The sequence below is a fragment of the Lysinibacillus sp. NPDC048646 genome (assembly GCF_050272295.1).
Classification (GTDB): Bacteria; Bacillota; Bacilli; order Bacillales_A; family Planococcaceae; genus Lysinibacillus.
On the sequence record NZ_JBNNLZ010000031.1, the window covers coordinates 25,608 to 48,677 of the forward strand.

Below are 23,070 nucleotides of genomic sequence, written 5' to 3' on the forward strand. Positions count from 1 at the left end.
ATTTTCGCTATATTATAAATAGGAAGTTATCAACTAAAAAAGAGGAAAAAAATTTTTATGAGGAATCCTTATATCTATGGTTACTTACCATTAATCACTATTTTATTATTCAGTTTAACTTTTGGTATGTATGCAGTTGGAGAATCGCTACGAATATTTCAATCCATCGGCGTATATACTGGCATGCGTGAATTTCTATCGGATTTTGAGCTGCGTTTTTTATTACTAATTGTGTTTGCAATGATTTTTTTTATGATGTTTTCGGCATTAAAATTAATTGGCGAGACAATTCATGAACTCGGTATGTTATTTTTCTCAAAAGATAGTGAAGGTACAACGGTGAGTCAAGCGCGAGGTGGTTACGTCATCCTATTTATTGGTGCCATGTGTTCCGCATTTGCTATTCAATCCATTTATGTTTTAGCCGGTATATTTATCATCACTGTATTTGTATATTTTATTTACCTCATCTATAAAATGAGTCATTTTATATCGATGGGTGGAACGATGGGATTACTAGTATTTGAGCTTCTTCTGTGGACATTACTAATGTCGCTAGTAGTTTATGTGATTTTGAAATTGTATAACGGGCTATTGGCGAGCTTACCATTTGCTAAGTGAAAAATAACAACTAAATGCTATTTCATCTTTCTATATGGCAAAAAAATAGTATACTAGGAGTCCTCCTAGCATACTATTTCAGACTGCAGACAAACTCAAAAAATTGAGTTGTTTACAGTCTTTTTTTAAAAAAAATAGAAGGATCTATATGAACCCGTGGATTTCCGCTACGGCGGACGCTTTTGGTGGGCATGGCTTCAGCTCATGCTATTTCGGCAGGAAGCTTTGCTCTGTAGCGAAAGGCGAATGCCGTCAGCTACACTCGCTACGTGTGCGCCAATCAACTCGTGGTCGTCTATAAATGACTGAGGTGATGGATAGGATAACGAAAAATAGTAGTAATGAACGACATTCAATTAGAAATGCTGACAATTGATCAAATGGTGCCTGAAGACCATTTAGTACGCATATTGGAAGCTGCTATTGATTTTAATTTTATCTATCCATTAGTAGCATCTCTTTATTCTAAAGTTAGACGACCTAGTCTTGATCCTATTGTTCTATAAAATGACGTTTATTTAATATATATTTGGTATTCGTTCTTTGCGTCAGACGATTAAGGAAATCCAAACGAACATGGCGAATCGTTGGTTTTTAGGATTTGTTATTTTTAGAACAGTTTCTTCATGATGCTTTTAAGCAAGGCAACATCAACCATTAATCTAGCAGTACATTAAATAGCTGATGATGTATTTTGTAAGCTTCTAGCTTCTCCATGGACTGTGGTTTGTCATAGCCAAGCCAAACAGCTGCAGTGTATTTACTATTTAAACCCGCAAGCCAGTAGTCGCGATAATCATTAGTCGTGCCCGTTTTAGCGCCGACATAGTCACTATTGCTATACACACCTTGCCCTGTGCCGTTTGCAACAACATCATCTAACAGTGCTCGCATATATTTTACTGTTTTTGGAGACCAAATTTGATCGCGCTCTGTATTCCAACTATATAGCTCTGTGCCATCATTTGCCGTTACTTTACGTATACTATGAGCAAGCACATAAGAGCCGTCTATAAAGCTTGTATAGGCATCTGCTAGTTCTAAGGCAGTAACCCCATAAGTTAGCCCTCCTAATGCTGCTGCATAATCATGATCCTTTGCTACGATAGAGCGGAAGTGGAAACGATCAAGGTAACTAAACGCTGTTTCAACACCTACTGTATTGTATAGACGAAGTGCTGAGGTATTGTAGCTGTGTCGGAATGCGATACGAATTGGGACATCCCCATATAAGTAACCACCATAATTTTTTGGACAAAATGAACCGACGCAATAACGTCCACCATTGACAATGGAATCTGGTGTGTGCGTTGTCGTTTCAAAAAAAGGTGCATATACGACTAATGGCTTAAAGGCAGAACCTGGTTGGCGCATACCTTGATAGGCACGGTGATAATCATATTTTTCGTAATTCTTTCCAGCATAAACACTGACGACTTCTCGTGAATTATTATCAATAACCGCACCAGCAGCCTGTAATTGTCCAGCACCTAAAATTGCTGTCATTCGTTCCTCGTCATGCGCTTGTTTGTTAGGATCCAGTGCAGTGTGGATTGTTAAACCATTTTGAAATAGCGTATTAAGACGATGGTCTAGCTGGTCTTGTATTTGTTTCTTTTCTTCCTCATTTTGCGTCTTAGCAAGACGATCAGCATAACCTTCTTTGTCCGCAACAAGCCAGCGTAGTTCTTGTAAGACATATGTGCTATACATTGGATAGCTTTGAATTTTGTTTTTAACGTTTAAAGTAATTGTTTCTGCTTTATAAGCAGCCGCATCAGCTAAGGTAATAGCACCGCTTGCCGCAAGTGTATCTAGAAGACGTTCTTGTCTTTCTTTTGTATAATCAAAATTTTTCAAAGGATTATAGAGTGATGGATTGTTGGGGATTGCAGAAATAAAAGCAATCTCGGCAATCGATAATTCTTGGATTGGCTTTTGATAATAATACGTTGCAGCAGCTCCTATACCATAAACCTGATTACTAAAATACGATTCGTTTAAATACATAGTTAAAATAGTTTCTTTATCAAACTCTTTTTCAAGCTCATATGCATAAAAAAGCTCAGTCAATTTTCGCTCATACGTTTTTTCATCTGATAGATAACGCATACGAACAAGCTGCTGTGTGATCGTACTACCGCCCTGAGAAGTTGACTTTGAATTAGAGTTGACCACCATGGCACGTGTGATAGCACTAAGGTCAAAGCCAATATGCTCATAAAAATCGGCATCCTCACTGGCGATAAAAATTTCCTGGGCAATTTGTGGAATCTCTTGTATTGTTAGTGGTTGTCGCCATTCGACATATTCTTCACTAAATGTTTGTCCATTGTGATCAATAAGTGTAACGGGAAGCTGTGCTTGTACAACTGGTAAATGGATAGCATTTTCAATCTGTTGCTCATGTGCTATTGCTGTATCTAATTCTACCCGTATATTTGTGCTAATCCACCAAAGGAAGGGTAGACATAAAATAATAATAAAAAAACCAAAAGCCTTTTTCATGTGTGCCTCCAGTCTGCATATTAGTCCTTCAACAGAATAACATAATTTGGATGGTTTCCAAATACTCGTTCGGACCTATTTCTAAGCCAATAAGCAATTACGATTCAAGGTAGTAAATTTGTATCTGCCCACTGTGAATGGGATACAAAAAATTTTGCTGACTGAAGTTAAAAGTGCAAAAATCGTCAATACTTTGGTGAAGAAAACCTTTAGGAATTATGTTAGACTAATATGAGGTCAGAAATGATGAAGGTATGATCATTTCCGTTGAAACTGAAATTTTACTTTAAAAGGAGAGACTCCCATGTTTCCACAATTAACAAAAGAAGTACAAACAGGTGAAGTACTAGTAGAAATGACAACAACTTTAGGTGCTATCAAAATTAAATTATTCCCTAAGCAAGCACCTAAAACAGTTGAAAACTTCTTAGGCCATGCAAAATCTGGCTATTATAACGGCATTATTTTCCACCGTGTTATCCAAGACTTCATGATTCAAGGTGGCGACCCAACTGGTACAGGCATGGGCGGTGAATCAATCTGGGGTAACTCTTTCGAAGATGAATTCTCTGATGAATTGTTCAACCTACGTGGTGCACTTTCAATGGCGAATGCTGGTCCAAATACAAACGGTTCTCAATTCTTTATCGTTCAAATGAAGCACCTTCCAAGTGACATGCTACGCCAACTACAAGGCGCTGGCTTCCCAGAAGAAATTATCGAAGCATATGCTCAAAATGGCGGTACACCATGGTTAGACCATAAACACACAGTGTTCGGGCATATTGTTGAAGGTATGGACATTATTGATAATATCGCGGAAGTAGAAAAAGACGGCCGTGATAAGCCATTAGAAGATGTGAAAATTGAGTCAATTACAGTTTTTGAATAATAATTGTAAGGACGTGTAGAGAACATGGAACAACTAATGTATCAATTTTTATATATCCCTGAAGATAAATCAGGCTACATTCCTGCAGCATTTGAATTTTTATTAATGCTCATTTTATGTACAGCTGTGTTTATTATTTTCCGTAAAATTTCTAAAAAACAAGAAATCAAATCAAAAGAAATCGAAGCACGTATTTTAGCTGATAAAAAAGATACGAGCAATCACCAAAATATCTAAAAGAAGAGGCTGGAACAAAAGAGAAAAAGTGTTAGATTGACTGATGTCGATCTAACACTTTTTTGCTGTGAGCGTTGATGTCCGCTACGGCCGGCGCTTTCCGGGGGCGTGGCCTGAGTCTGTAGTCTCAGGCATCACGCTAACCCCCCAGGAGTCAAATTGAGATGGATTCGCCGTAGAAGTCATCCTCCAAAGATTTGTTTTGTAAGGTGAAGAACGAAAAATTTTCTTTTGTTAGCTCAATACAAAGCTGGTCTCTACATTGCATATGGTAAGCAAATGGGAATAAAAAAGTCATATAAGCACGTTCAATTGTTAAAGGAGCTAACGCCATTTAATACACCTCACTTATGTATAGAAACTTTTTCCTCTTTCACTTGTTTCTAAACATAAAAAGGATATCCCAAATGCTTGAGATATCCTTAAGAGTGTCCAACATATATGATAGAATACTTTTCGGTATGACAATTATAATAATGCTCGCTTAAAACGGGCAACGCCATCTTTTACAGTTTCAAAAGAACAAGCAACATTCATACGAAGGAGTCCACGACCTTCTTCTCCGTATTTTGTGCCAGGCTCTAATGCAAGTTGACCAATTTCAAGCAAACGTTGCATCATCACTTTTTCGTCGATTTCCATCTCTCGGTAATCAATCCAAAGTAAATATGTGCCTTGTGGTTTCTCAATACGAATGCCAGGCACTTGTTCTAACTCTGCAATTACGTACTCCATATTTTTAGAAATATAAATAAGTAATTCCTCTAGCCATGCAGAACCTTCTGTGTAGGCAGCCTGCATGGCGATCGGTGCGAAGCTATTTAATGAGCCTTGCCCACAAGCCATATTGCTGGCCTCTAATTGCGCACGCTTTTTCTTATCTGTCACAATCGTATAGGCAGCTTGAATGCCTGCTAAATTAAAAGTTTTCGTCGGTGCCATACATGTAATAATACGATCTATTTCTTCTCCTGCAACCTTTGCAAGAGGTGTATGTACTGCGCCATCTAACATTAAATCTGAGTGAATTTCATCAGAAATAATAAGAACATCATATTTTGCACATAGTCGAACTATTTCTTTTAATGTAGCTTCATCCCATACATAGCCCCCTGGATTATGTGGATTACATAAAATATAAGCTTTTATATTTTGTGTTAGAGCCTGTTCAAATGCTTCAAAATCATAGACAAATGTACCGTTTTTTTCTACTAAGGGGCATGAAACAACTTCTCGACCATTACTTTTAGGTATGTTATAGAATGGTGGATAGACAGGTGATGAAATAAGCACCTTATCTTCTAGTTTTGTAAGAGCTGTTATGATAGTTGCTAAAGCAGAAACGACACCGTTGTTGAATAAAATAGATTCTTTGTCAATGTGCCAATCATGACGAGTATTCTGCCAGTCAATAATTGACTGTAGTGCTTGCTCACCGATAAAGCTATAGCCAAAAACAGCATTTTTTGCATGTTCTTGCAGTGCCTGTGACACAGCTGTTGGTGGAGCAAAATCCATATCTGCTACCCACATCGGTAATATTTCAGAAGCATCTTTTAACCCATATACTTTTTCTATTGCGTCCCATTTTACAGAGTTTGAATGACGACGATGAATTGTATTATCGAAAATAGACAAGCAAATCACTCTTTTCTTTTTTATTTCCTATGGTATCATACGAGTATGATAAAAGGATAATAGGTGAGTATTTTGGAAAATATTAAAATGAATCGAGCAGCCGTGCATCTGCTAGAGGAATGGGATCCATTCCACTTAGGTCCAGACCATTATGATACGGAAACAGCTGATGTCGTAGCAGCACTGCAAGGGATTGATGATCCTTCAGCACTAGCAAAAGTTATTCAAGAAACATATGAGCATTCGTTTGAACAATGGATTCCATTTGAAGATTGTGTAGCCATTTCGTACAAACTCATTGCCATTAAATTTGAAGCAAAGTGTATTATTTAATATAAAAGTCTCCTCCAATTAAGGTGAAGACAATAATACTAATTCTAGTTTTTTCTTAAGTGTACAGTAGTTTTCTGCTCAAGTTCTTAGCATCAGTTCAACTATGCTGAACTGTTTTTGATGATAAACCTCGCTCCTATGACGGTGCGAGGTTTATTTATTTATTTATTAAAATAATGGAAGTATACCTTGAATGAAAATAAGCAATATCGCAATAGGTGATACATAACGAATCAAAATATACCAAATATTAAACATTAAACTTGATGAAGCAAGCTCCTTGCGAGAAATATCTTTGGTATAGTAATAACCTGCAAAGATGGAGATGAGTAAAGCTCCGATTGGCATACCAACACTATTCGTCATAAAGTCAACAAAATCGAAGATAGAACGATCTAAAATTTGCACATCGGATAAGATACCAAATGACAATGCACTTGGAATACCGAAGATGAATATAATGAATCCACCAATCCATGCAATTTTTTTACGTTTTTCAGGCTTGTCCCCAATCGCTATTGCAACTACAATTTCTAGCATTGAAATGGAAGATGTTACAGTGGCGAATAGTAATAGGATAAAGAAAATGGTTAAGAACAGGCCACCAAGCGGTAATTGTTGAAAGACAGCTGGCAAGATGATGAATACCAGACCAGGTCCTTGATCAGGTGTATATCCAAGAGCGAACACTGCTGGGAAAATGACAAGGCCTGCAAGTAGCGAAATGATGATATTCATAGAGGCTACATTTATCGCTGAATTACCAATTTTTTCTGTTTTTGAAAGGTAAGATGCGTAGGTAATCATGACCGCGATACCGACACTTAACGAGAAGAATGCTTGACCGAGTGCCTTTAAAAATGTTTCAGCATTCAGGTAAGACCAGTCAGGTACGAACATGAACTTTACGCCTTCCATTGCACCATCAAGTGTTAATGATCTCACCACTAATACGATGAAGAAAATGAACAGTAGTGGCATCATCCACGTACTCGCCTTTTCAATACCGCCTTTAATGCCCCCAGAAACAATGGCAATGGTTAATAGCAAGAATAATCCTTGCACAAGTACTGCTTCAAATGGGCTAGAAATAATGCTTCCAAACAAATCAGCGTAATTGGCATCATTGCCACCATTATTTAGTTGAAACGTTAGTGAACGCCCTAAATAACTTAAAATCCAACCGCCAACAACGCTATAGAAAGATAAGATTAAACCAGCAATTATCATGCCGCCCCAACCTATCAAATACCATGGTTTTCCTGGCGCTTGCTCTTTGAATGATGTCACGGCATCCTTTTGTCCACGACGACCAATCATAAATTCAGCAATTAACACGGGTAAACCGATAAAGAATGTACATAAAATGAACAGCAGAATAAATACACTACCGCCATTTGTCCCCGCCATATAGGGGAACTTCCAGATTGCTCCTAGCCCGATGGCACTGCCAGCAGCTGCTAAGATAAATCCTATTTTAGATGTAAATTGATCTCTTGATGACACGAAAATAAAGCCTCCTTATACTAAAGTTTTATTTTACCGCAAAAATTTCATAACACAAGGCAAATATCTGAAAATTGACTATAGATTGAACAGCTTTCTTCGATAAAGGATTCAACCAGCGCCACAGGCTATACAACAAGTGATACGACAAATCTATCGGTCTACCAGCTCCAACAATCAGCACTTTTACCAGCATTTATCCGAGGGAATCCAAATTCACTTAAATATGTAACAATTAGGAGATATACTTCGTTACATACACACAAAGCAAATAAGGGGGGAGAACAGTGACTGAATCTGAATTAATTGAACAGGCACAGCAAGGTGATAAAGAAGCCTATATCGAACTAATTCGTATTCACCAGCGAACAGTTGAAAAATTCGCCTTTCAATGTGGCGTACATAGCAGTGATTTAGCAGATGTTTCACAGGAGGTGTTTGTAAAGCTATATCGTTTTTTACATCAGTTTAAGCAGGACCGTTTTACCACATGGCTCTATAAAATTACACTCAACGCGACACGTGATTATTATCGAAAGGAACAACGGCAGCAAGCAAAAGAGGAGTTGCTAAGCACACTGCAACATATTCCTAGTGCTTCAGCGGAAAGGCATGTCCTTAATTTTGAGGAAGACAGGTTATTGCATAACGCCATTCAAACACTCGATGAAAAATATCGTTATCCGCTCGTATTATTCTACTTTCACGAATTAAAGTACGAGGAAATTGCAGAGGTGCTTGGCATTTCGTTGTCAACAGTAAAAGTTCGTATTTTACGTGCAAAAGAAAAACTCAAAGCAGTTTTGATGCAGGAAGGGAGTATAGAAAATGGATGAGCAACAATTTGACAAACGCATGGCGCTCTTGAAAAAATCATACGACCGCATGGAACCCCAATTAGATCCAGTAGATGTATTCGCGCAAATCAAAACAGAGGAAGTCGCCCCATCTAAGCAAATTGTGTCCTCACCACAGAAGCACCCCGCCAAATGGCAAAAACCAGCTGTTTGGGCGGTTAGCATAGCTAGTGTGCTCTTAGTTGGTGTGTTGGTGATGCCGTATTTTATTAAGCAACCAGAAAATTTACAGAGCGAAGAACCGCAGGAATTGGCTCCAACGAAAGTAGAAAATGATGAGTGGATTGAAAATATTACTAAAAAATATCAAAGTAAAAAAGAGCAAATTAGAAAAGAGTTGAAAGTTTCTGCAGATGAACTGGCAGCATTTGAATTTATTAAAACTGCCGATTCAACGCTAAATTATTATATAAAAAGTAATTTGCATTTGTTGTCAAGCGATGTCGAGTATTTAAAGAGTACCGAAGAAGTTATATTCAATGATTTGATGACACCCAGGAGGGCGTTGGAGAGCGTTAAGAATTATAATAGTTTAACCTTTGACGAATCGTATGAAGTTTATAGAATATACGTAAAATCTGTTGAAGAACTTGAGCGTTTTTACAGTAAGCTCCTTGAACCGTATGCCCATGTTTTAATGAAGACAAAAGATAAAGAACAGTTACCATCTGATGTAAAAGTAATTATTGAAGCGGCAAACAATCAATTTATGGAACTTCATATGGATGAAGTAGGAGTATTTTACTTTAAAGCAAATCCAATAGATGGGGAATTTGCACCGAACTATATAAATCAATTACATCCAGATATTTTCGGTTTTTTTGAATACTTACAAAAGGGAGATTTACTATTAGCGGATGACTTACGCTACACACGAGAAGAAACTTTGAAATCCTTAAAAATAATGGAACGCTCATTACTAGTTAATTTGAATGCAGGATCTCCTAATTATAAGTTGATAAGAAAGAACTTCGAAAATACTTGGTTGGCTTTATTGAAAGGTACTGAGAATTATCCAGCTACGACGAAGACGGGCGAAATGAATGAACAATATATTGACTTTTTACAGAAGGTTTCTGATGGGACCTATGGAGAGATAATGAGAGTTTTTGCTGAAAAGATCTTAAAAGAAATTCAACAAGACAGATACTCTGAAACATTGGTACAATTATCTACATTTGAAATTTGGAAGATATTATTGCAGAGACGTGAAGAAACAATAGGCTATATAAATGATAGTGATTTTAACATTGTTGGTATGAATGAATCAATTAAGGAGCAAATTAAGGCAATTTATGAGCAATATACAATGAACGGTGATGAAGCAATCATTAACCAACTACGGCCTATTAACTTAGTTGCACTTTATTTATATGCAAGCATTAATGGAAATGAGTCAGTGAAACAATCTTTATTGATGCAAGATGCGCGAATTAATGCAAACACGTTACAACAGATAAAAAGCTTAGATGTATTTAGTGAGTTAGGTGAATATGATGGTATTCAGCCAATTGTAGCGGTCCGTGTTACTGAAGGGTATCAGGACAAGTATGGCAGACAGTTTATCATAAAAGTATCGTACAATAAGGAAGGTCATTATCGTATAATAGAGATTAGTGATTGATAAGACGATTTTTTGCCCCACTTATTTACCTATGTTATAATTTAACGTGATATATACGTAGCAAACATATAGAAAGTGGGCAAAGGTTATGGTAAAAAAATATGAATTAGGAGACGTGTTAACCGGAAAAGTTACAGGTATTCAACCGTACGGTGCATTTGTAGCACTTGATGAAGAAACACAAGGACTTGTGCATATTTCCGAAATTACGTACGGCTTTGTAAAAGACGTGAGTGAATTTTTATCAGTTGGGCAAGAAGTAGAAGTAAAGGTACTTGAAATCGATGAAGCGGTCGAAAAAATTAGTTTATCGATCCGAGCTTTACAAGAACGCCCAGCAACGTTACGAAAAAAAGATGCGCCACCGCGTAAATCATTGCAGGACCGAGTAGACGAGTCAGATGCCAATGGTTTTAACTCTCTAAAAGACAAATTACAGGACTGGATCGAACAGTCAGGACAATAAAGAAATGAGGATGCTTTCATGTGAAAGCATCCTCATTTTTTTTTATATAGGCTACATGATTTAACAATTGACGCCATCTCTTCACACCAAAGCTACTGTTTCTTGATTTTTCGTATTCGATATTGTAGGTTTTGTCGACTCATACCAAGCGCACCTGCAGCTTTTGTAATATTGCCTTCATATAAATTCAATACATTTTGCACATAATAGGATTCGGCTTCACGTAAATAAGCATCAAGCGGCATGACATCATTTTGCTGCTGAAACATAAAGAACTCTGGCTCGCGATCTGATGCGTCTTGCTGCTGTACTTTAAAGCGGAAATGAAGCGGTAGTAAATCATGGGTAACCGTTGTCTCCGTTGTCATAAATGACACAATTTCATCCAGTAATAACTCAAGCTCCTTCAGGTTTCCAGGCCAATCATATTGTAAGAACAATACTTGAACATCAGGTGCAAGCTCTAGCACATTTGATGCAAAACGTTCGCGGTGTCTGCTAAAATAATCATCGACAAACGGTAGAATATCTTCTTTTCGATCTGTTAAATTCGGAATTGTAATAGCCATTGTTGCGAAAAAATAATACAACGATTTTGAAAGTTTCTTCTCTGCGATTAATGTAATCGGGTCACTGCCTACGCTGCCAATCAACATGTATTTCGATTGTGGAAGAGACTGTAATAATGCTAATAATTGTTCTTGTAAGTCCAGGCTTAAGAAGTCAATACGTTCAAAGAAAAATGTATAGCCCTTGTCATCTTGTAAAAGCTCTTTCACTTTATCAAGAACCGATTGCGCAGAGCGTCGACTAAATAGTGTTATAAACGCCTCTGGATCGGCCGACGCAGCATGGTGAATTCCCTCTGCAACTAAATCCTTTCCCGTACCAGATTCCCCTATTAGCAAAATGGGTAATTTTACGGCTGCAGCTTTTTTTGCATTAGCGATTACTTGCTTCATCGTTTCTGACACGGCAGTAATCATGTCAAATGTTAAAGGTTCATCATAGCGGCGAAGTGGTTGATACACTAATTTTTCGAGTGATGTAATATCACGTGCAAATTCGATAGCCCCTATTAGTTTTTTTTCATCAAAAAGCGGAAATGTATCATTAATAGTCGTGATTTCATGTCCATTTTTATTCCAGTAAGTTTGTTTTACATTTATTTCTTTCTTGCCCGTTTGTAAAACACGCATTAAAGTACTTTCATGTTGACGAAAAGAAAACAGTTCAATTATTGATCGATCTGCTAATTCATCAAAATGAAAGCCCTCGATTTCTTTCATTTTTGTATTATAGATAATTGTTTTGCCAGTCACGTCAATTGCATGGATACCAACGGATACATTCGTTGCAATAAAATCATAAAAAGGTAGTAAAGGTTCTGAATTTTTCATAAAATTTGCACCTCAAAAATTTTTTACTTGAAATATGCAACAAAATTTTGCATTATAATAAGTGTAAGAATATTCTATACGCAAAAAAAATTTGCGTCAATGTTTTTTGCACACTAAACTTTTACATCTCACAAAGGGAGGATTTTAGTATGATTCCATACAAACACGAACCATTTACAGATTTTTCTCAAGAGGCAAACCACAATGCTTATCTAGAAGCATTAAATAAAGTAGAAGGTTATTTAGGGCAAGACTACCCACTTATTATTGGTGGGGAACGAATTACAACAGAAGATAAAATTGTTTCTTATAACCCTGCAAAGAAATCAGAAGTGATTGGTCGCGTATCGAAGGCGAACCAAGAATTAGCTGAAAAAGCAATGCAAGTAGCAGATGAAACGTTTAAAACATGGAAAAAAGTAGATCCAGCTATTCGTGCTGATGTGTTATTCAAAGCGGCAGCGATTATTCGTCGTCGTAAACATGAATTCTCTGCATTATTAACAAAAGAAGCAGGTAAACCTTGGAATGAGGCAGATGCTGATACAGCAGAAGCAATCGATTTCTTAGAATACTATGGTCGCCAAATGTTACGTCTTAAAGACGGCCAACCTGTAGAAAGTCGTCCAGGTGAATATAACCGTTATGATTACATTCCTTTAGGGATTGGTATAGTTATTTCACCTTGGAACTTCCCGTTTGCCATTATGGCAGGTACAACTGTTGCAGCTTTAGTAACAGGGAACACAGTATTATTAAAACCAGCTTCAACAACTCCTGTTGTGGCATATAAATTCATTGAAGTTTTAGAGCAAGCTGGTCTTCCTGCAGGTGCAGTGAACTATGTACCAGGTTCAGGTGCAGAAGTTGGTGATTACTTAGTAGATCACCCGAAAACACGATTTATCAGCTTCACAGGTTCTCGTGATGTTGGTTTACGCATTAATAAACGTGCAGCAACACATAACGACGACCAAATTTGGATTAAACGTGTAATCGCTGAAATGGGCGGTAAAGACACGATCGTAGTCGATAAAGAAGCAGATTTAGAGCTTGCTGCACAATCTATTGTAAAATCTGCATTCGGCTTCTCAGGTCAAAAATGTTCAGCTTGTTCTCGAGCAGTAATCGTAGAAGATGTCTATGACACTGTTGTTGATCGTGTACAAGAGCTAACAAATGCATTAACAATGGGTGACCCAACAGACAACAGCAACTTTATGGCAACTGTTATTGACCAAGCAGCTTTCAATAAAATTACTGAGTATATCGAAATCGGTAAAAATGAAGGTCGCCTAGTTGCAGGTGGTACAGCAGACGACTCAGTTGGATACTTCGTACAACCAACAGTGTTTGCAGATGTAGATCCTTCAGCACGAATCATGAGAGAAGAAATTTTCGGACCAGTCGTTGCCATTGCGAAAGCAAAAGATTTTGACGAAGCAATTGCAATTGCAAACGATACAGAATACGGCTTAACGGGTGCGGTCATTACTACGAACCGTATGAACTTAGAAAAAGCACGTGAAGATTTCCATGTGGGTAACTTATACTTCAACCGTGGTTGTACAGGTGCAATCGTTGGCTACCAACCATTTGGCGGCTTTAATATGTCAGGTACTGACTCAAAAGCAGGTGGCCCTGACTACTTACAACTTCATATGCAAGCTAAAACGACTTCAGAAATGCTTTAATTTTTAACATTATAAAGAGACCTTATTGATGAGAAAGATGGGCTTCGAAAAAGACTTAGCCTGTCTCTCTCTTTTATAGAACTATTTCAACATGAAGTATAAGGAGAGAATACTATATGACAAAATCGCAACAAGTAATTGAACAAACGCAAAATTATGGTGCTGCAAACTATCATCCTCTGCCAATCGTTATAGCGGAGGCTGAAGGTGCATGGGTAACAGATCCAGAAGGTAACAAATATTTAGATATGTTATCAGCTTATTCAGCTGTCAATCAAGGGCACAGACATCCGAAAATCATCGCGGCGTTAAAAGAACAGGCTGACAAAGTGACATTAACTTCTCGTGCTTTCTATAGCGAAAACCTAGGTGAGTGGTATGAGCTTGTTGGGACATTAACGAATAAACAAATGGTATTACCGATGAACACTGGTGCAGAAGCAGTAGAAACAGCGTTTAAAGCGGCTCGTCGTTGGGCATACGATGTAAAAGGTGTAGAAGATGGCAAAGCAGAACTAATTGCATGTAATGGGAACTTCCATGGTCGTACAATGCTTGCTGTATCTTTATCTTCTGATGAAGAGTATCGTCGTGGTTTCGGTCCAATGCTACCAAATGTGAAACTTGTAGATTATGGTAATTTAGAAGCGCTTAAAGCGGCAATTACACCAAATACAGCTGCATTCTTAATTGAACCGATTCAAGGAGAAGCTGGTATTGTCATTCCTTCAGAAGGTTTCTTAAAAGCTGCTCGTGAGCTATGCCGTGAAAACAATGTGTTATTTATCGCTGATGAAATCCAAGCTGGTCTAGCACGTACTGGTAAAATGTTTGCATGTGATTGGGAAAACGTTGAACCGGATATGTATATTTTAGGGAAAGCTTTAGGTGGCGGTGTATTCCCAATTTCTTGTGTTGCTGCAAACCGAGACATTTTAGGCGTATTCAACCCAGGTTCACATGGTTCTACTTTCGGTGGAAATCCTTTAGCTTGTGCAGTCTCGATTGCATCAATTAAAGTATTACTAGATGAGAAACTAGCAGAGCGTTCACATGACCTTGGCGAATATTTCAAAGGAAAGCTTCAAAATATTAATAACCCTGTTATTAAGGAAGTTCGTGGTCGTGGATTATTTATCGGAATGGAACTAACAGAATCAGCTCGTCCATACTGTGAAAAGCTCAAAGAATTAGGTTTATTATGTAAAGAAACACATGATACAGTAATTCGTTTTGCACCACCACTTGTCATTTCACAAGAAGATTTAGATTGGTCAATCGCGCAAATTGAAAAAGTTTTTAAACTTTAACAAAATGTTCACATTTTAATTCGGAAGTGTGTTACAATGATGCCGATATACTATCATTAATAAAAACAAAGAGGCGATTTAATATGTCTGAAAACTTAAATCTGTTCACATCAACTCAAGATGTCATTCAAGATGCTTTAAATAAACTTGGTTATGACGAAGCAATGTATGAATTATTAAAGGAACCACTTCGCATGTTACAAGTCCGCATCCCAGTTAAAATGGATGACGGTACAACAAAAGTATTCACTGGTTACCGAGCGCAACATAATGATGCTGTAGGACCAACTAAAGGTGGCGTACGCTTCCACCCAGCTGTTTCTGAGGAAGAAGTTAAAGCGCTTTCAATGTGGATGACATTGAAATGTGGGATTGTTGATTTACCGTATGGCGGTGGTAAAGGCGGCGTTATTTGTGACCCGCGCCAAATGTCTATGGGCGAAATCGAACGCCTAAGCCGTGGTTATGTTCGTGCAGTGAGTCAAATCGTAGGACCTACAAAAGATATTCCAGCTCCAGACGTATTTACAAATGCACAAATCATGGCTTGGATGATGGATGAATACAGCCGTATGGACGAATTCAACTCACCAGGTTTCATTACAGGTAAACCACTTGTACTTGGTGGTTCGCAAGGTCGTGACCGTGCAACTGCACAAGGTGTAACAATTGTTATCGAAGAAGCAGCAAAAAAACGTGGAATTGACATTAAAGGTGCTCGCATCGTTATTCAAGGTTTCGGTAACGCGGGTAGCTTCCTTGCAAAATTCATGCATGATTTAGGTGCAAAAGTAATCGGTATTTCTGATGCTTATGGTGCACTCCATGATCCGGAAGGTTTAGATATCGATTACCTATTAGATCGTCGTGATAGTTTCGGTACAGTAACAACTTTATTTGAAAACACAATTTCAAACAAAGAATTATTAGAGCTTGATTGTGATATTTTAGTACCGGCTGCAATAGAAAACCAAATTACTGCCGACAACGCTCATAACATTAAAGCAAACATTGTAGTAGAGGCAGCGAATGGTCCAACAACATCTGAGGCTACTAGAATTTTAACTGAACGTGGCATTCTACTTGTACCAGATGTATTAGCATCTGCTGGTGGAGTTACAGTTTCTTACTTTGAATGGGTTCAAAATAACCAAGGTTACTACTGGACAGAAGAAGAAGTAGAAGAACGCCTTTACAAAAAAATGGTTGAAGCCTTTGACAATGTTTATACAACAGCGACTACACGTAACATTAACATGCGCTTAGCTGCTTACATGGTAGGTGTTCGCCGCACTGCAGAAGCATCTCGCTTCCGTGGATGGGTTTAATCAATATATAAATGAAAAACGAATCATTCCCAATTAATGGGATGGTTCGTTTTTTTTTTTTTTTTTGTGGCGCTTTTTGTTTTTTAACATAGCTACTAAAAGTTCTTTTTAAAAAGAATATGAAATAGGTACATCATCTGCCGTCTAATCGTTCTGTGCTAATGAAAAATATTGACCTAGTATGGGCTCATGCAATCTTTAAATTAAAATTGATAGATGTTCAGATTTTGTTCAATAGTCCTATGATAGAGTTTACGATAGGAGCCGATATAAGGCGTTACATATATAATAGTAGAAAGTCGTGTTTTACATAACGAATATGTGCAAGTTAATTGAAAATGTAAATAAGCAATATCATTGGTGTAATTTATAAAAGGTTCGCTCTATACAAACTGTCAGATGGATTTCTTACTTACTTAATAGTTTAACAGGAGGCTTGATAATGAAAAAAAATATCTTGATTATCGTGAGCATTATCATGCTGTTTATAGTTGTATTTTTTATAGGGAATTGGCATTATTTTTCCACTGAAAACCCACAAATTGTAGTAGATGGTGCTGTAACGATTGAAGAGGGGCAGTTACAAAAGAATAACATTGTAAAACTTGAAGGGGAATGGTCCTTTTATCCGAATGTCCTAATTTCACAGCAGGAGTCTTTGGATACCTATAAAGATAGGCGTATGACGATTGATGTACCTGCAAACTGGCATGACTTTGTTCAGGAGAATGAAGAGGGTCTTGCTTTTGGAACTTATCATGTCAAAGTAAAGGTTCTCAATTAATCAATAATCATTATCAGTTGAATATTGAAATCGATAGTGATTATGCAGAGATTAGTCAATTGTTAGAACGTGAAAATCATGATGAATGGTCTATACAGCAGCTTTTAAACTGCTATGAAGGGGACTTCTTAGAAGATGAGGAATACCCTTGGGCATTTCAAATTCAGTTACGTTTAAAACAAAGCGTATTACATTTACTTGAAACGTATATCACAAAGACGAATGAAATCAATCCATTGCTCAAATTAAACTGTTTATAAAAAATGCTAGAATTAGATGAATTTAATGAGCATTATATGTATTTACTATTGCGATTTTTAACCGTGCAAAATAAAAAACAAGAGTGTGTACGATGTTATGAGAGAATCAAGAGAAAATTAAAAGAAGAATTAGGTGTGCCTATTCCCGATAAAATTGTCAAAGTTTATGCCGATTACATGATACATGTTTAGTAGGGTGCTTAAATCTTTGCTTTCCCTCTTATAAATATGAGAAAATCCAACTAGAAAGGGGCGATTTCCATGAATTCATTTACATTCCATAATCCAGTTAGATTACACTTTGGTGAAGATGCACTAGAGAAATTATCAGAGGAGTTAACGCAGTACGGTAATAGGGTGTTGGTTGTGTATGGGGGAGGTAGCATTAAGAATAACGGTCTATACGATGCTGTCATTGAGAAATTACAAAAAGCGGATAAAACAATTTTTGAATTGAGCGGTGTTGAGCCGAACCCTCGTGTTGAGACAGCACGTCTCGGTATTGATATATGTAAAAAAGAAGGTATTGATCTTGTCCTTGCTGTCGGTGGTGGCTCCGTTATTGATTGTTCAAAATTAATAGTTGCTGGTGCAAAATATGATGGTGATACGTGGGATATCGTAAAGAGAAAGGTATTTGCAAAAGAGGCATTACCATTAGGAACGGTATTAACGCTAGCTGCAACAGGTTCTGAAATGAATGCTGGTTCTGTAATCACGAACGCCGCAACCGAAGAAAAGTTAAGCTGGGGTAGTCCAGCAGCATTTCCGAGATTTTCAATTTTAAATCCAGCGTACACTGTATCAGTACCGAAAAATCATACAGTATACGGTATGGTTGATATGATGTCACATGTATTTGAGCAATATTTCCATAATACAACGAATACGCCAATCACAGATGAAATGTGTGAGGGTGTCTTACGTACAGTAATTGCTACAGCACCAAAACTAATTGAGGATTTAGAGAATGTTGCGTTACGTGAAACGATTCTATTAGCTGGAACAATAGGTTTAAACGGCTTTTTATCGATGGGTTCTCGCGGCGATTGGGCATCACATGATATCGAGCATGCTGTATCAGCGATTTATGATATCCCACATGCGGGTGGTTTAGCTATTTTACAGCCACATTGGATGCGTTTAAGTGTACCGGTAAATCCAGAGCGCTTTGCTGGAATTGCGATACGTGTCTTCGGTGTTGATGGGACGAGTAAAACAACAGAGGAAGTTGCTTATGAAGGAATCGACCGTCTATCAGCATTTTGGACATCATTAGGTGCACCAAGTCGCTTAGCAGATTATGATATTGATGATTCGAAATTCAATCAAATTGTGGAACATGCCATGCATAATGGACCTTTTGGTAATTTTAATAAGTTACAGGAAGAAGATGTCCGTACAATTTTACAAAACTCTCTTTAATATTGTAAATGTGAGGCTACGCTTTGTAGTCTCACATTTTTTTGCAAAGGTTAAGAAAACTTAACGATAAATGTTGAAATTTGTCGTGGTAGTTTCTTTAGTACTACAATATAATTAAATAGACCGATATAAAATAAGTTGATATTTAAAATTTGTATTAATAGAGTAAAAATGTAATCCTTTATATCTATGTATTTTGTAATTTCAGAATATTCGGAAAAATTGTTTGGTATTAATTAACATTAGTTGTCGAAAAACAAAGTAGAGGGATTGTTGGTTGTAAATTCAAATTATAGGAAACAACAGGTTTTTTGTCGCATTCTCTCGCTAATTGTAGGATTGTTCAGAATTTGTTCAACTAGCTTTATTAAAATAAAGTCAATATTAAACAAAGATTGGAGAGAAAACAAAATGTTGAAACAATTGATTGAAGACCGAATTGTCACATTGCATTGTATAGAAACGCCATTCCAACAGCAAGTTTATAAAATGCATAATTGTATAAAAGTGTTGGGAATTGACGCGAAGTCGCTGATTATTGAAAATGAAGAAATTGTCACTGGATATATTGTTGATAAAAGTATATTTTTCAAGAGTCTCCAATTCGGCCAGACAAATATTATATGTACAGATGGTGTAAATAAAGCAATTGTACAATTATTTGTACGTCCTTCTGGTGAAATCGTTGTAGAAGTGGAGCCTTACATAGGAAATGCTGAAATTGTTCTAGTTTATTATCGGACAATTTTAGCGGATACAGCGATCGCGATTGATTTAAAAGGTGCTTTAAAATATTATTTGGTCGCCCATCAAATGATGAATGCTGAAGATTCAATTGTAGAGGTGCATTACCAATCTATGCATCCTAATGTGTTGAAGGATTCCCATGCTGGTAATTTTATTTTAGGGTGTCATGCAGATGGAAGTGAGATTTCAAAAGCTGAAGAATACGCCTTAGCCAATCGTTTAGCAACATTAAAATTCTCTAAAATAGTCATCCAACAACAAGGTGTGAAAAAAATCATTGCATTAAAAATGTTATTAACTTTTATGGTGACAAACCATGTTTTTGTTAGTAGTGAGGAAATATCTGATCGCTTAAGTGAAATAAAAATCAAACGTGAACGGTATCATTTAGTACCTGTATAAACAATAGCCAACTGCCTGAAATAAGGCAATTGGCTATTGTTTTAATGTTCAGTCGTCGAGCTTGTTGGTTTGTCCCCGACATGTATCCAGTTGAATTGACCATCATCTTCATCAAATAAAATGGCTACTTTTGATACACCTTTCTGACTTAAAATAACCGCTGTCAAATGGTCGCGTACATCATCTAAGTAAGCAAGTGATAAATGAGCGTCAGCTTCTGCAACGAGCTCGACATGTAAAAACTCACCTTCTTTAACAACCTCTAAACGTACAATGTCTTTAATATTAGGATTACCCATTACCAGGTGGGCGATATGATTGAGCATTTCCTCATCCGTTTCACCGATAACACCGCGAGCATTATCAAGAAATACCTTGCCGACTACATAAAACATCATACAGCCGATAATGATTGATACAAGGCCTTCAATTCTTACCCACCCTGTAAAGTGTGCAATTAAAATAGCAGCAAATGCTAATACATTACCAGCTGTGGCTACTAAATCTTCCATAAACACTAACTTTGTTGCAGGTTTGGCGCGATTTAAATAAGAGAATGATTTAGCGATAGAAGCCATGCCAGCTTTTTCTTGCCCAGCCTCATGTAACACTTCGACAGCTGCTTTAGCAAGTACTGTGCTCTCTAACACAATCCCAATAAATAAAACACCAAGTGCAATGAGCATTCCTTTTGACTCACCAGAAGGATGCATGAAATGATGCCAGCCTTCTTTTACAGTTTCATAAGAAAGAATTGCTACAATAATGACGGCGAATAGACATACTAGATTAACGATTCGACCAAACCCACCAGGGAATTGCTTCGTAGGTGCTTTTTTTGAAAGTGCTGAACCAATATAAACGAATAACTGATTTGCTGCATCGCCAAGTGAGTGCATCATTTCTGCAAACATGGCAACATTCCCTGTGAATGAAAATGCAATGCCTTTAATGATCCCTAAAAAGGCATTGACACATGCAGCCAGGAGGGAGGGTTTATTGCCATCTTTTAATAGTTTCAATAATTCTGCCATAGAAGTTTCCTCCAACTAGTTTAAAATTTCCATCTCAATTTTTTCTACATAAGATAAGGCTCGCAATGAACGGTAAAACGACAGTAAGTTATCTGAGATAATTAATGATAATCGTAAATCCAATTCATGTAATACAGTATCATTTCTTAGTGGTATATCTTTAATTCGTATGTTTTCAATAATAATATTATTTTCCTTTAAAAACTGAAGAAAAGATTCCGCATGACAATCATCCTCAATCTGGACTTTTAATGATATCTCTCTCATTCGAATTCGTTTTGGTCCGATTTTCATAAGGAATGGGGACAATACTTCAATACCAAAGACAATGATAATAACAGCTAATGTAGCATCCATATAGAAACCTGCGCCAACTGCTATTCCAATACCCGCGGCTCCCCATATCATCGCGGCAGTTGTTAGGCCTGAAATACTATCATTACCGCGTCTTAAAATAACCCCTGCTCCAAGAAAGCCGATGCCACTCACCACCTGTGCTGCTAAACGAAGTGGATCCATTGTAATATTAATATCTGCTCTTGGGGGTGTTGAGTAGGCGGTCTCAATCGAAATAATTGTTAGTAGACAGCTGAACGTCGCAATAACTAAGCTCGTTTTCAATCCCACAGGTTTCTTTTTTAATTCCCTTTCAATACCGATTACTAAACTTAATGTGGCTGCAATGACTAATTTTATGCCAACTTCATATGTAATCATATTTTCTAATAGTGTTCCCATTCTCAACCCTCCACCGATATTTCGTATTGCTAAGAGATATGCAAGCTGTCATTATTATATGTGCATTACTTTTTTGTATTGTACATCACGAACCTGTTGATGTATAAGCATTTTTCAACTGGAGGTGGAATTCAATGGAGCAACCAAAAATTCATCCGTATATCCCTATTTTTGTCGGTGTTATGGCTGTTTCTTTATCGGCCGTTTTTGTGAAGTTAGCAAATGCGGAAGCGGGCATCATCGCCTTTTATCGAATGTTGTTTTCGGTGATAATCATGGCACCATTATTTTTTTGGAAATATACTGCTGAGTTAAAACAATTATCGAAGCGGGATTGGTTGTTTTCTTCAATTGCGGGTATATTCTTATCATTCCACTTTATTCTGTGGTTTGAATCACTAAACTACACTTCTGTTGCGAGTTCTACGGTTCTTGTGACGCTACAGCCACTATTTGCGTTTGTTGGTACATATTTTTTCTTTAAAGAGGAAATTACTGTGAAAACAATTTTTGCAGGTGGGATTGCTATAATCGGAAGTGTATTGATAAGTTGGGGAGATTTTAAATTAAGCGGTTCAGCATTTTATGGGGACATACTTGCACTTATCGCTTGTGCACTTATTACCGCCTATTTATTATTTGGTCAAGATGTACGTAAACGGCTATCACTTGTGACATATACCATGATTGTTTATGTAGTAAGTACGATTACGTTGTTTTTATATGTACTTATTAAAGGAGAGTCATTCGGTCCATACGCAACAATGGATTGGATATGGTTTATTTTATTAGCAATTGTACCAAATTTATTAGGTCATACAGTATTTAATTGGTCTATTAAATACGTAAGTACGAATGTTGTATCAATAGCTATTTTATTTGAACCGATTGGTGCAGCGGTATTAGCGATTTTTATTTTCCAAGAGTATTTAATAGCAACGCAAATCATTGGTGGTTTAATTGTTCTATTCGGTATAATTTTGTTTGTTATAGATGATAAAAAGATTTTAAAGTTTTTTTCAAAAAAAGCTTGATTTAAAATGAATGATATTATATATTATTACTTGTCCTTAACAAGAAGGATTACTTGAGAAAAAATATTTCGAAATAGTTGTTGACTTCTTGTTAAAAACGAGTTATGATAATAAAGTCGCTGAAACAAAGCGGTGATAACATGAACCTTGAAAACTGAACAAGCAAAACGTAATCAATAAAGTTTTTAGTAGCTAACTTCGGTAAGTGAACGAAACAAAATTTTGGACATCA

General features: G+C 37.0%; 23 protein-coding genes and 1 pseudogene. 17 read left to right on the forward strand and 7 right to left on the reverse strand.

The genetic code is table 11. The annotated features are described in order from the left end of the window. Positions 1 to 57: 57 nt before the first annotated feature. The gene (locus tag ACQKII_RS21965; protein WP_427462581.1) at positions 58 to 621 is read left to right on the forward strand and encodes a DUF5366 family protein; all 564 of its coding nucleotides are present in this window, start codon (positions 58 to 60) and stop codon (positions 619 to 621) included. Between the two features lie 341 nt (positions 622 to 962). Next, positions 963 to 1,224: pseudogene (locus tag ACQKII_RS21970) on the forward strand (transposase); the annotation flags it as partial. Between the two features lie 54 nt (positions 1,225 to 1,278). On the opposite strand, the gene ACQKII_RS21975 reads toward ACQKII_RS21970, so the two are convergent. Continuing rightward, positions 1,279 to 3,129 (reverse strand): transglycosylase domain-containing protein, encoded by a 1,851-nt coding sequence (locus tag ACQKII_RS21975; RefSeq protein WP_427462582.1) that lies wholly within the window; start codon positions 3,127 to 3,129, stop codon positions 1,279 to 1,281. A 304-nt stretch (positions 3,130 to 3,433) separates the two neighbouring features. Between ACQKII_RS21975 and ACQKII_RS21980 the strand changes: the two genes are divergently transcribed. Further along, the gene (locus ACQKII_RS21980) at positions 3,434 to 4,021 is read left to right on the forward strand and encodes a peptidylprolyl isomerase (protein ID WP_427462583.1); all 588 of its coding nucleotides are present in this window, start codon (positions 3,434 to 3,436) and stop codon (positions 4,019 to 4,021) included. A gap of 24 nt (positions 4,022 to 4,045) precedes the next feature. Further along, positions 4,046 to 4,258 carry a hypothetical protein gene (locus ACQKII_RS21985; RefSeq protein ID WP_427462584.1) on the forward strand — a complete coding sequence of 71 codons (213 nt, stop codon included), beginning with the start codon at positions 4,046 to 4,048 and terminating at the stop codon, positions 4,256 to 4,258. 154 nt (positions 4,259 to 4,412) lie between these two features. Here the strand turns inward: ACQKII_RS21985 and ACQKII_RS21990 are convergent, their stop codons facing one another. Beyond that, positions 4,413 to 4,592 carry a hypothetical protein gene (locus ACQKII_RS21990; protein ID WP_427462585.1) on the reverse strand — a complete coding sequence of 60 codons (180 nt, stop codon included), beginning with the start codon at positions 4,590 to 4,592 and terminating at the stop codon, positions 4,413 to 4,415. Positions 4,593 to 4,726: 134 nt separating this feature from the next. Then, the gene (locus tag ACQKII_RS21995; RefSeq protein ID WP_427462586.1) at positions 4,727 to 5,896 is read right to left on the reverse strand and encodes a MalY/PatB family protein; all 1,170 of its coding nucleotides are present in this window, start codon (positions 5,894 to 5,896) and stop codon (positions 4,727 to 4,729) included. Positions 5,897 to 5,968: 72 nt separating this feature from the next. Here ACQKII_RS21995 and ACQKII_RS22000 point away from each other — a divergent pair, with 72 nt between their 5' ends. After that, positions 5,969 to 6,229, forward strand: coding sequence for a DUF1871 family protein (locus ACQKII_RS22000; protein ID WP_143995918.1), 261 nt, complete (start codon positions 5,969 to 5,971; stop codon positions 6,227 to 6,229). Between the two features lie 168 nt (positions 6,230 to 6,397). Here ACQKII_RS22000 and ACQKII_RS22005 read toward each other — a convergent pair whose 3' ends face one another. Next, positions 6,398 to 7,735, reverse strand: a complete 1,338-nt coding sequence (locus tag ACQKII_RS22005; RefSeq protein ID WP_427462587.1) for a sodium-dependent transporter — start codon at positions 7,733 to 7,735, stop codon at positions 6,398 to 6,400. 287 nt (positions 7,736 to 8,022) lie between these two features. Here ACQKII_RS22005 and ACQKII_RS22010 point away from each other — a divergent pair, with 287 nt between their 5' ends. From ACQKII_RS22010 to yugI, 3 genes are all read left to right on the forward strand, one after another. After that, complete coding sequence (locus ACQKII_RS22010) at positions 8,023 to 8,571, forward strand: RNA polymerase sigma factor (protein WP_427462588.1); 549 nt, start codon at positions 8,023 to 8,025, stop codon at positions 8,569 to 8,571. Further along, positions 8,564 to 10,216 (forward strand): hypothetical protein, encoded by a 1,653-nt coding sequence (locus ACQKII_RS22015; protein WP_427462589.1) that lies wholly within the window; start codon positions 8,564 to 8,566, stop codon positions 10,214 to 10,216. Before ACQKII_RS22010 ends, ACQKII_RS22015 begins: the two co-directional genes overlap by 8 nt. Before the next feature lie 88 nt (positions 10,217 to 10,304). Further along, positions 10,305 to 10,682 (forward strand): S1 domain-containing post-transcriptional regulator GSP13, encoded by a 378-nt coding sequence (gene yugI / locus ACQKII_RS22020; protein ID WP_427462590.1) that lies wholly within the window; start codon positions 10,305 to 10,307, stop codon positions 10,680 to 10,682. Positions 10,683 to 10,774: 92 nt separating this feature from the next. On the opposite strand, the gene ACQKII_RS22025 is transcribed toward yugI, so the two are convergent. Next, positions 10,775 to 12,082 carry a sigma 54-interacting transcriptional regulator gene (locus ACQKII_RS22025; protein WP_427462591.1) on the reverse strand — a complete coding sequence of 436 codons (1,308 nt, stop codon included), beginning with the start codon at positions 12,080 to 12,082 and terminating at the stop codon, positions 10,775 to 10,777. A gap of 149 nt (positions 12,083 to 12,231) precedes the next feature. On the opposite strand from ACQKII_RS22025, the gene pruA reads away from it, so the two are divergent. The 8 genes from pruA (at position 12,232) to ACQKII_RS22065 (ending at position 20,032) form a co-directional block, all read left to right on the forward strand. Continuing rightward, entirely contained in the window at positions 12,232 to 13,776 is a 1,545-nt protein-coding gene (gene pruA / locus ACQKII_RS22030; RefSeq protein WP_427462592.1) for an L-glutamate gamma-semialdehyde dehydrogenase, read from the forward strand. 116 nt (positions 13,777 to 13,892) lie between these two features. Beyond that, entirely contained in the window at positions 13,893 to 15,086 is a 1,194-nt protein-coding gene (locus tag ACQKII_RS22035; protein WP_427462593.1) for an ornithine--oxo-acid transaminase, read from the forward strand. 83 nt (positions 15,087 to 15,169) lie between these two features. Then, positions 15,170 to 16,414, forward strand: a complete 1,245-nt coding sequence (locus tag ACQKII_RS22040) for a Glu/Leu/Phe/Val family dehydrogenase (RefSeq protein WP_427462594.1) — start codon at positions 15,170 to 15,172, stop codon at positions 16,412 to 16,414. Positions 16,415 to 16,856: 442 nt separating this feature from the next. Then, positions 16,857 to 17,198 carry a hypothetical protein gene (locus tag ACQKII_RS22045; RefSeq protein ID WP_427462595.1) on the forward strand — a complete coding sequence of 114 codons (342 nt, stop codon included), beginning with the start codon at positions 16,857 to 16,859 and terminating at the stop codon, positions 17,196 to 17,198. 17 nt (positions 17,199 to 17,215) lie between these two features. Further along, entirely contained in the window at positions 17,216 to 17,458 is a 243-nt protein-coding gene (locus ACQKII_RS22050) for a hypothetical protein (RefSeq protein WP_427462596.1), read from the forward strand. Between the two features lie 3 nt (positions 17,459 to 17,461). Beyond that, the gene (locus tag ACQKII_RS22055) at positions 17,462 to 17,650 is read left to right on the forward strand and encodes a BTAD domain-containing putative transcriptional regulator (RefSeq protein WP_427462597.1); all 189 of its coding nucleotides are present in this window, start codon (positions 17,462 to 17,464) and stop codon (positions 17,648 to 17,650) included. Between the two features lie 69 nt (positions 17,651 to 17,719). Beyond that, positions 17,720 to 18,883 (forward strand): iron-containing alcohol dehydrogenase, encoded by a 1,164-nt coding sequence (locus tag ACQKII_RS22060; protein WP_427462598.1) that lies wholly within the window; start codon positions 17,720 to 17,722, stop codon positions 18,881 to 18,883. A 411-nt stretch (positions 18,884 to 19,294) separates the two neighbouring features. Continuing rightward, positions 19,295 to 20,032, forward strand: coding sequence for a hypothetical protein (locus tag ACQKII_RS22065; protein WP_427462599.1), 738 nt, complete (start codon positions 19,295 to 19,297; stop codon positions 20,030 to 20,032). A 41-nt stretch (positions 20,033 to 20,073) separates the two neighbouring features. On the opposite strand, the gene ACQKII_RS22070 is transcribed toward ACQKII_RS22065, so the two are convergent. Together ACQKII_RS22070 and ACQKII_RS22075 are read right to left on the reverse strand one after the other, a co-directional pair. Further along, positions 20,074 to 21,066 (reverse strand): cation diffusion facilitator family transporter, encoded by a 993-nt coding sequence (locus ACQKII_RS22070; RefSeq protein ID WP_427462600.1) that lies wholly within the window; start codon positions 21,064 to 21,066, stop codon positions 20,074 to 20,076. A gap of 15 nt (positions 21,067 to 21,081) precedes the next feature. Next, positions 21,082 to 21,804, reverse strand: a complete 723-nt coding sequence (locus tag ACQKII_RS22075) for an MgtC/SapB family protein (protein ID WP_427462601.1) — start codon at positions 21,802 to 21,804, stop codon at positions 21,082 to 21,084. A gap of 134 nt (positions 21,805 to 21,938) precedes the next feature. On the opposite strand from ACQKII_RS22075, the gene ACQKII_RS22080 reads away from it, so the two are divergent. Then, positions 21,939 to 22,838 (forward strand): DMT family transporter, encoded by a 900-nt coding sequence (locus ACQKII_RS22080; protein ID WP_427462602.1) that lies wholly within the window; start codon positions 21,939 to 21,941, stop codon positions 22,836 to 22,838. Positions 22,839 to 23,070 lie beyond the last annotated feature (232 nt).